A 10243-nucleotide genomic window follows, 5' to 3' on the forward strand; every position below is an offset into this window, starting at 1 on the left:
AAAACACCCCTTAGTGCGGTAAAAATAACAAAATAAAATATTAAATAACTGATAAACAATCATTTATGACCGCACTAAATTTGAAGGGGACAAGTCAGGTGCCAAATAGTAAGCAATTCATTGGGCTGGCTATATTTAAACACATAGCCACATAGGTGCACATAGATTTTAATCTGCTATTATGCTTTAGTATATGTCTTTTTCTCTATTGTGTTTCTATTGTGCCTGTGTGTCTGGCATTTTTTCAACACAGAATTATTTTCTCCCTTGCAAAACTTTAATTATTTCTTCATCAACCAAACCTCCGTTACCTGCGATCCTCTTTGTCCTTCGCCGCATGTCCAGGTAAAAGTCACCTTCCCGCCGGAAGTGGCTTCTTTTGGAATGCCGAATTCATAAACGGGCTTTTCGCCGGTTTGTATAAAATCATGAATAATGATATTATCATTGGCTACCAGCTTTTGTTTTGACCGGAACCTGCCGGTATAGGTTACCCGCATTTTATAAGTAGCCGTTGTATCCAGATTATCGTACCGGATCTTTAATGGCGTATCGTAGAGGGTATTGATCTGGCTCATCCAGGCATCCGGAGTGGTTTGTCCCGAAAAACCCTGTGATCTTACTTCATGTACCCATTCTTCCCCTATTATACCTACTCCGAAACTTATCCTCGGCGATTGCAGGCTTCCGGGATCGTCCTGCCATGTTTTTTCCGGAACCAGCCTGTATTTGCTCTGTACCGATCCGAAATGATCGTAAAATCCGCCCGGCCCCGGGTCGGTACGGTGTAGCATTTCTTTTATCTTACTTACTCTTTCGTTATCATCCTCAAGCCTTTCCAGTACCGAAAGCTGATCCAGGAGCCATGGCGCATTGTTGAGCGGCAGATCTATATTGTCGATGAAATTCCCCCTGCCGGGCATAGCCCCATGCTTTTCAATGGTAAGCTGTGCCCCGATGCTGCTGAACAATGAATCGGCAAGCACCATGCATTTTTCCTTCAATGCCCGGCCTATCGGTTCTTCCACCGCTTTTTCGAGTATCATTTTTGCCTGCATGATGGCCACCGGAGAGGTTTCGGCGGTTGCATTTTCCAGCATATCTTTTGCCTGCGTCTCCAACGCTTTTTCATATATCAGGCGGCGTTGTATATAAGCATCATAATATGCTCTTAGCAGGCACATCTGGAAGCGGAAATTTTTTATAAGTTCGGGGGAGGCTTCACTTTCCATTTGCTGCCATTGCTGAAGCGTTTGCTCCACTTTTTCATTGGTAAGCAGCGGGCCTCTTAAATTTTGCTCCAAATTCATAATGCCCTGCGCCGCCGCTTCTGCAATATCAGTATTCATAAACAAACGGCTATAATCACGCAGTGTTTCCAATACGGGTGTTTGAGGGTCCCAATCCTGGTCGCTCCAGATAAATTTATTCACATCATCATTTGTCCCTTCCGAATAGCTGATGCTGCCCGATGCATAGGAGGCCAGGATATTGTGGATATGCTTTTCATCTTCCGGCCGGGGATTCACACATTCTCTGCCTAACGTCATAGCATAGGCTACATCCCAGTCCGGCACGGGATACTGACAACTTAAGCTGTGCGTTATATCAGGGTACCGCCTGATGGGGATCTCCGCTTTTACCAGCTTACGCAATTCCGGCAGCGGTATTTTTACCCACGGACCAAATACCACGCCCCCAAACCACGGGTAGCCGCTATTGACATGCCTGAAAAAATCATCGAACCACTTTTGATCGGGGCGAAACACCTGTGGCGAAACCCATATTTTGGCATTGGGATGGAACTGGTGCAGCGCTACCGATACGGTGTTCAGCCAGTCGAAAAGCACATCGGGCTCCAGGTCGCCCGGATCACCCCCGGGAACAAAAACATGATCCAGTTTGGGCAGGGCTGCAAATACCTCTATCCGCTCCTGCATTTCTTTTTTGAGTGAATCCCTGTTGGTATAATCGGGCCCCATGTTCGGGTACCACATCCATACATCCAGTCCGTACGATTGGGCAATTCTTGATTGTTCTACCATCATTTTCATCGGGGGAAGCTGCATATGCACGCTGGTATCATCATCATCCGTACGCGGAGGCATTATTTCAATACTATTGGCGCCAAATAAAGCCAGCTCACGTATATACTGATCAAACTGCTTTACAGAAAAAGCATCATACGAATTGGTTTTGGGCCGGTAACCCAACTGGTGCCCCCGTATAGAATATTTGGGAGCGGTTGACAAAGTAAGGTTGTCCGGCACCAGCAGCTGCCCCGGACGCATATACGCTTTGCGCAACAATCGCCCCACGCCATACAATACGCTTCGTGGATCCTTCGCCGTTATTACCACGGTATTTTGTTCTTTTATTGTCAGCAGCCTGAAGCCTTCATTACCGGGTTCCGCAACAGCGTCTAATACCTGCCGTATGGTTTTTGGCAGTTTGGATTCCCGGCTTGTTAGAAGCACATAAATAACGGTGTTTGTTTCATCGGGCTGCTTTGTAACAACGGGAAGCAATAGCTGTGTCCTTCTCTGAATCTCCTCACGCAATACCTGCACCGGCTTTTCCAGTGATATTTTCTTTTCACTGCTTACCCATATAACGGCTTTGGAAAGATCCATATGCTGCGCATAAGAAGAAAATACCGCGAACAGAAAAACAATACAGGCAACCAGCTTTGAACATTTCATAACAGCGTTGGGTTTAAAGTCGAAATAATGAATGATATACAAGTATATTTAAAATATTACCATTATTGCTCACAGAGCAATGAAAACTTATTCTATGCCCTTTTTATTGTTTGTTATATCATCCATTGCAGATAACATTTAATTTTCTGCAGCATATGGGTTACTTTCCTTCAATCAGCAACAACTACAAAAACAAAAAGAAAACAGGTACTTCGCGGCTGACCTGCTCAACAAAAATCTAAATAGTACGTTAATAAGGCAGTATCCAAATCCTTTTTAAATAGATTTGCAGGCATTACAGCGCAGAAGCATGAAGACCCGTATTTTAATTTTTTTATTCCTTTTAACAGGTTTATCCGGCTTTACACAAAATGGTTACCAGATAAAGGTAATGCTTAAACCATTTACCAGTGGTTACCTCTACCTCGGGCATCACTTTGGAAGCAAACAATATATCATTGATTCGGCTGCTATCAACAGCAACAGCGAAGCAACCTTTTCAGGAAAAGAAAAATTATTCGGCGGCGTATACATGGTTATTTTTCCCAAAAAAAATGGCTGGTTTGAGATGTTGGTAGATAAGCAGCAACATTTTTCTGTTGTTGCCGACACAACCGACATTATTGGAAAAACACAATTCACAGGCTCTTCCGACAACCAGTTGTTCCAGGCTTACCAAAAGATGGCGCAGGAAAAAGGAAAATCTGTTTTTTTATTGCAAAAGCAGCTGAAGGAAAATCCCGCCAACCCGGATTCCGTTAAGATAAGGTCGGAAATGACCAGGCTCAATGCAGAGATGCAGCAATACCGGGAGCAATTTATAAAAGCGCACCCTGCCCATTTGCTGAGCGCTATCTTTCATGTATTGCAGGAAGTAAAAATACCTGAGGCGTCCAAACAGCCCGGAGGAAAATACGATTCGGCATTTGCCTATCAATATTACAAACAGCATTACTGGGACGGGATTTCGTTTACGGATGAACGACTGGTACGCACTCCCGTTTTTGAGCCCAGGCTGCAGAGGTATTTCAGCAACGTGCTGGTGCAGCATCCCGATACGCTGAGCAAGGCTGCCAATACAATCTTAGATGCAGCTATCAGCAATAAGGAAATGTTCAAATTCATCCTTTCATCACTCACGGAAAAATACATCAATCCCACCTATATGGGGCAGGATGCGGTGTTCGTAAATCTTTTTGAAAGATATTATGCGCCCGGAAAAGCCGATTACTGGCTTAATGACAAATACCGGAAAGCAGTGTTTGACCGTGCTTACAGCGTAATGGCCAACCTCATTGGTGAAAAGGCCGCCGACATGAACATGGTTGACAGCTCAGGCAAACCCGCTCCATTGTACAGCATTAAAGCTCCGTATATTGTTATTTGTTTCTGGGACCCAACCTGCGGTCACTGCCAAACGGAAGTGCCTCAACTGGATTCTCTTTTTCAAAATAAATGGAAAAAACAGGGGGTTAAAATGTATGGTGTAATGACAGAGGGAGGAAAAGAAGCCTGGTTGAAATTTATCCGTGAACACCAGCTCAAAGACTGGACCCATGTATACCAGTTGCCGGCGGTAAAAGAGGCTGAATATGCCGCAGGTAAACCGGGATACAAACAGTTATATGATGTATATCAAACGCCGGTGTTGTACCTGCTGGATAAGGATAAAAACATCATTGCTAAAAAATTAAACCACGATCAGCTGGATGACCTGCTGCAACTGAAGATGAAATAGGGATGTGGAAATAAAAATGTGGGAAAGGTGGGAAATGAAAAGATGCTTAAAAGTTTAATGCCGTACCTGTATCTTAACCTGTTGTAATGATATGAAAAGAACGGTTGTTTTTATTTTGCTTGTTTTATCCGGGAGTTGTCTCTCTGCTCAAACGCTTTTTACTTACGGAAAGTACAAGGTTGACAAAGCAGAATTCCTCAGGGCTTTTTATAAGAATAATACAGGTGATAAAAGCGGGCAGGCCATGCACAAATACCTGGATCTTTTTATCGCTTTTAAATTAAAGGTGCAGGCGGCCAAAGACCGTAAAATGGATACGCTCCCGGGCCAGAAAAACGACCTGCTTAATTTTCGCCGCCAGATAGAAACAGATTACCTGACCAGCGACAGCATTGTCCATGCCCTCGTTAAAGAAGCATTTAATCGCAGCAGGAAAGATATTCATATAGCCCATATATTTATCCCGTTTGATGAGCGCTATGTAAAAGACCCCTCGGTTACCCCGGGAAACGCGGTTGACACCCTCGCTGCCTGGCAAAACATACAAAAGGCCTATGAGGCATTAAAAAACGGGGCAGACTTTGGCCTGACCGCAGAAAAATATTCACTTGACCCTTCGGTAGAAAACAATAAAGGCGATATCGGTTTTATTACCGTCTTTTCCTTACCCTACCCGTTGGAATCCGTTGCCTATACGCTTCAAACCGGCACATTTTCTATGCCCTGCAAAAGCCGGGCAGGATATCATATCATTAAAAAGATAGCAGAAAGACCTGCTTTTGGCAGGATGAGGGCGGCTCAGATATTGCTGGCTTATACACCGGCCGCTTCCAATGAAGAACGGCAAAAGCAAAAGAAACTGGCAGATTCACTGTACAATGCATTAAAGCAGGGAGGTGATTTTGAAGCCCTGGCAAGGCAGTTCAGCTCGGAAAGAAATGCATCTACCACCGGTGGACTGATGCCCGATTTTGGCGTGGGCCGCTATGATCCCGTTTTTGAAAATGCTGTTCTTTCCCTGAAAAATGACGGTGACATTTCTGTGCCATTTGAAACGGCCTACGGTATTCATCTTGTAAAACGGATCAAACATTTGCCTGTTAGCAGCGATAGTTCACAGGCGGAAGCGTTGCTTAAAACAGCCGTTTCGCAGGACAGCCGCATTGATATTGCCGGCGAACAGTTTACAGCACAAATGCTGCAACACACCGGCTATCAAAAAAAATACAGCGATGCGCTGCTATGGGCAGTTACCGACAGCTTTTTGGCGCGCGGCAATTTTATTCCTTCAAAAGGAATTGATGCGCAAGCGATTTTGTTTTCGTTTGATAAAGAAAATACAACAGTAAACGATTGGTTAACCTATATACAGGCAGAAAAAAATAAATACAGCGGAACTTCAACCCTGCCTTACCCTGCCATTATGAAAACATTTGTTTCACTGCAGGCAAAAGATTATTACCGCGCTCACCTGGAAGATTACAATGCGGATTTCCGCAACCAGCTAACCGAATTTTCGGAAGGCAACCAACTGTTTGAAATAATGGAACAAGAGGTTTGGAGCAAGGCCGCCGAAGATAAAAAAGGCCTGCAACAATATTATGAAAAGCATAAAGAAAAATATACCTGGGGGCCGAGTGTTAATGCCATATTTTTTACAACCGATGACCGTAAAACCGCGGAAGACATAAGCAGGGATATTGAGAATTACATTAAAAAATGGAGAACACTGGCCGAAAGCTCTGCCGGAAGGATCATTGCCGATTCGGCCAGGTTTGAACTGGGGCAGGTTCCAGGTGCCGGGGAAGATATACGACCAGGACAAATTACAACGCTCGTAACAGACCCGTCAAACGGTTCAACCAATTTCATGTATGTGCTGAATGTGTACCATGAGCCTGCACAAAGAAGCTTCGATGAGGCGAGAGGCCTGGTGATCAATGATTACCAGGCAGTGCTGGAAGAAAAATGGATTAAGGTATTAAAGAAGAAGTATCGGGTGAAGGTGAATGAAAAAATTTTGCAAACAATAGCACACTAAAGACGGCTCTCACCGTCTCACCGCAGCGGCGAGGGACGGTGCTTTATGACAATGCCGGGCTCTCACTTATTCTTGTTCCCAATCTACATTATTTCCTTTACCACATTTTCGATCATCCATGGTTTACCCAGAGTGTAATAGTGCAACACCGGTACCCCGGCTTTTTTAAGTTCAACGGATTGTTGCTTCAGCCATTCCGTACCTACCAGCTCTACATCGGCATCGGTTTTACATTTCAGTATTTCTGTACTCAGGTCTGTAGGTATATCCACATGAAAGGTACGGGGCAGTACGGTCAGTTGCTTAATGGATGAAATGGGCTTTAAGCCGGGTATAACAGGAACATCAATACCATTGTCGCGGCAGCTTTTTACGAACTCAAAATACTTCTGGTTATCAAAAAACATTTGCGTTACAATATACTCGGCCCCTGCATCTACTTTGGCTTTAAGATAAAGCATATCGGTGGAAGCATTGGGCGATTCAAAGTGTTTTTCGGGGTAGCCGGCTACGCCAATGCAAAAATTGGTGCGAAAGCCATTGCGGATACTTTCTTCCAGGTAAATGCCATTGTTAAGGTTTACGGTTTGCTTTAGCAGGTCAATGGCGTACTTATGCCCCTCGGGTTCCGGTTCAAAAAAAGTTTCATTCTTTGCTGCATCGCCACGCAATACCAGTACATTATCTATACCCAGGAAATAAAGGTCAATCAGGGCGTCTTCCGTTTCACGCACGGTAAACCCGCCGCAAATAAGGTGCGGAACAGCATCTACTTTATAATGGTTCATTATGGCGGCGCAAATGCCTACGGTTCCCGGTCGTTTCCGGATCTCCACTTTTTCAAAGCTGCTGTCGGCCTTTTTCTTAAAGATATGCTCTGCCCGGTGATAGGTTACATTAATGAAAGAAGGTTTGAACTCCATTAACGGATCCAGGTGATCGTAAATAGAATTGATGGTTTTACCCTTTAAAGGGGGTAATATTTCAAAAGATACCAATGTTCCTTTGGCCTGGCGCAGATGCTCTGTAACTTTCATTGTTCCAACTGTACTTTTTTCGAAATAATTTGCAAACATAATTCAAACACAGCATTCCGGAACGGGCTGTTGCGCAGATAAATGATAATAATAACGGTTTTAGTACTATTTACCGCCCGGTAACGGCAAAATCACTTTCTCCAATTGCCTGTTAAACTATAAGCCCCGAATAACGGCAATTAGCAGCTATCCTGTATTTTTGCCGAAAGCATATAATTTGAGCATCACCATACATACCAGCAATCTGGTAAAGCAATACGGCAGCCGTATAGTGGTAAACCAGGTGTCGGTAGAAGTAAAGCAGGGAGAGATTGTAGGATTGCTTGGGCCCAATGGCGCCGGAAAAACCACAACGTTTTACATGGTGGTGGGGTTGATAAAGCCCGATGAAGGCGAGGTTTTTTTAGAGGACGGGAATATTACCAAACTCCCCATGTATAAAAGAGCGCAGATGGGCATCGGCTACCTGCCGCAGGAAGCGTCTGTATTCCGTAAGCTGAGCGTGGAAGATAATATTGCCGCTGTGCTGGAAATAACCAAACTCAGCAAAGCAGAACAAAAGAAGAAGCTGGAAGACCTGCTCGATGAATTTCACCTGCATCATGTACGCAAGAACAACGGCGATTCGCTGAGCGGCGGAGAAAGGCGCAGAACGGAAATTGCCCGTGCCCTGGCGGTTGATCCCAAATTTATTTTGCTGGACGAGCCCTTTGCCGGTGTGGACCCTATAGCAGTGGAGGATATCCAGGCGGTAGTTGCCCGGCTGAAATACAGGAACATTGGTATTTTGATCACAGACCACAATGTAAACGAAACCCTTTCTATTTGCGACCGGGCTTATTTGCTGATTGACGGAAAGATATTCAAGCACGGCACTGCCGAAGAGCTTGCCGAAGACGACCAGGTGAGGCGGCTTTACCTGGGAAGGAATTTTGAATTAAAACGGAAAGATTATCTGCACGAGGAGGCCGTTAAAGCGATAGGGGGATATCCTGCAGTGGAGCCGGGAGAGTGATCAGCTAAGCGTTAATACCCTTGTTGGTTTTGTAAGAATTTTTGTGCATTTAACTTCGCCGGCAATGCCTGGTCTTGCAATTAGCCTTATTCCGATTCTCTTATAGCTTGTTAATAAGCAGTCGTTTTCCATGCTTAACAGCAGGAATATCCGTAATATCAACATCTGATCTACTATTTACACAAAATTTTGGGGAATGGGTTTACTCGTGAGCAGATCTAAGTACGGGGCAAATTCTACTCATAACCTGCAGCAAGCTATCGTTTCGTTTGTTTCGTTATTTTCGTTTATTTCGCTAAATTTGCAGTATATAATAAAATGCATTACTAATGAAAGTGTTAGAGCATATAAAGAGACCATCAAAGCTTGACCAAAAAGTTGCCGGCGAATCTTACAGCGCTTTAGCATCTGTTCTAAAGCAAATCAATTCCGAGCAGGCGGAAATTGAAATTGACGAAACAAGCGATAAAATTAAAATTCCTTTAAGTGCTTTAAAGCTTTTGGGAGACATATTAAAGGCTATGAGTCAGGGAAAATTAATTTCCATTGTTCCGGTCGCCACTGAAGTAACTACTCAGGCAGCAGCCGAAATCCTTGGCTGTTCAAGACCTCATTTGGTAAAATTGCTTGAAGAAGGAAAGATTGCATTCACTAAAGTGGGAAAGCATAGAAGAATAAAATTTGACGACATCATGAAATATAGAAAACAAACCAAAGAACAACAGAAACAAAATATCATAGACATTATGAATTTTGATGAAGAAACAGGTTTGTATGATTCATAGTGTTCGATTTATTGCAGTCCTGGATACGAATGTTATTTATCCGGTAATCATCCGAGATTTATTGTTTTGGTTCGCCTACTATGACCTGTATACACCAAAATGGAGTAATCACATCTTTGATGAATGGAAAAAGGTGATGAAAGAAAGGAACGTTTCGGAAGAAGAGGCCAGCAAAAGAATAGAAAAGGCAAATTTAGCTTTCCCGGACGCTTTAGTACAAAATTATGAGGGATTGATAAACCATTTGGAGTTGCCGGATGAATATGACCGCCACGTTTTAGCTGCGGCAATAAAAACAAATGCTAATGTTATAGTGACCAATAATATTAAGGATTTCCCTGAAGCATATTTACAGTCCTTCAGTTTAAACGTAAAATCAGCAGATGATTTTTTAACTGATATTATAGATTTAAATCAGAAGCAGGCAATTGCGGCCTTCAAAGAAATGGTATTGAACAAAAAGAATCCCAAACAGGATGAATTTGAGATTTTAAATCAGTTAAGAAATGCCGGGCTTAAAGACACTGCGAATTATTTGCATGCTTTGCTGTAAAAGACGCTCCATTCTACATTGGTTTATACCGGAAAGAATTACTTCCTCATTTCTGGCAAATGTTTTATTTTGCTGAAATCCAATGGGAATATTAAGCACAACCATATCGCAACTGGCCCGCATGCGCCTGTGGCGTATTGAAGCCTGGGTACAGCATCCCATCGCTTCACAGCGGGAAGTACTCCAGGACCTGGTTACCTCTGCCCAGTATACGGAGTTCGGCCGCAAATACAATTTTTCTTCCTTGTTTTCTACACGGGATTTTAAAAAAGCCGTGCCCATCCATGAGTACGATGACTTAAAGCCTTATATACAACGTATGATGGATGGCGAAGAAAACATTTTATGGAATACGCCCATCCGGTGGTTTGC

8 protein-coding genes are annotated in these 10243 nt (G+C 43.6%); 6 read left to right on the forward strand and 2 right to left on the reverse strand.

Going from position 1 to position 10243, the window contains the following annotated elements; translation table 11 throughout:
• Positions 1 to 281 precede the first annotated feature (281 nt).
• Positions 282 to 2702, reverse strand: coding sequence for a hypothetical protein (locus PLH26_RS13025; RefSeq protein ID WP_324586462.1), 2421 nt, complete (start codon positions 2700 to 2702; stop codon positions 282 to 284).
• A 310-nt stretch (positions 2703 to 3012) separates the two neighbouring features.
• Here PLH26_RS13025 and PLH26_RS13030 point away from each other — a divergent pair, with 310 nt between their 5' ends.
• Positions 3013 to 4440, forward strand: a complete 1428-nt coding sequence (locus PLH26_RS13030) for a redoxin domain-containing protein (RefSeq protein WP_324586463.1) — start codon at positions 3013 to 3015, stop codon at positions 4438 to 4440.
• Positions 4441 to 4531: 91 nt separating this feature from the next.
• Complete coding sequence (locus PLH26_RS13035; protein WP_324586464.1) at positions 4532 to 6481, forward strand: peptidylprolyl isomerase; 1950 nt, start codon at positions 4532 to 4534, stop codon at positions 6479 to 6481.
• Between the two features lie 83 nt (positions 6482 to 6564).
• Here the strand turns inward: PLH26_RS13035 and PLH26_RS13040 are convergent, their stop codons facing one another.
• On the reverse strand, positions 6565 to 7518 hold the full coding sequence (locus PLH26_RS13040; protein WP_324586465.1) for a methylenetetrahydrofolate reductase: 954 nt from the start codon (positions 7516 to 7518) through the stop codon (positions 6565 to 6567).
• A gap of 217 nt (positions 7519 to 7735) precedes the next feature.
• Between PLH26_RS13040 and lptB the strand changes: the two genes are divergently transcribed.
• From lptB to PLH26_RS13060, 4 genes are all read left to right on the forward strand, one after another.
• The gene (gene lptB / locus PLH26_RS13045) at positions 7736 to 8533 is read left to right on the forward strand and encodes an LPS export ABC transporter ATP-binding protein (protein WP_324586466.1); all 798 of its coding nucleotides are present in this window, start codon (positions 7736 to 7738) and stop codon (positions 8531 to 8533) included.
• A 329-nt stretch (positions 8534 to 8862) separates the two neighbouring features.
• On the forward strand, positions 8863 to 9318 hold the full coding sequence (locus tag PLH26_RS13050) for a helix-turn-helix domain-containing protein (protein ID WP_324586467.1): 456 nt from the start codon (positions 8863 to 8865) through the stop codon (positions 9316 to 9318).
• Positions 9290 to 9871: a PIN domain-containing protein gene (locus PLH26_RS13055; RefSeq protein ID WP_324586468.1), complete on the forward strand. Its 582-nt coding sequence runs from the start codon at positions 9290 to 9292 to the stop codon at positions 9869 to 9871. The genes PLH26_RS13050 and PLH26_RS13055 overlap by 29 nt, the downstream gene beginning before the upstream one ends.
• An 82-nt stretch (positions 9872 to 9953) precedes the next feature.
• Positions 9954 to 10243, forward strand: a 290-nt coding sequence (locus PLH26_RS13060; RefSeq protein ID WP_324586473.1) for a GH3 family acyl-acid amido synthetase, incomplete at its 3' end; no start/stop codon positions are given.

Source organism: Agriterribacter sp., from assembly GCF_035444585.1.
Taxonomy (GTDB): domain Bacteria; phylum Bacteroidota; class Bacteroidia; order Chitinophagales; family Chitinophagaceae; genus Agriterribacter.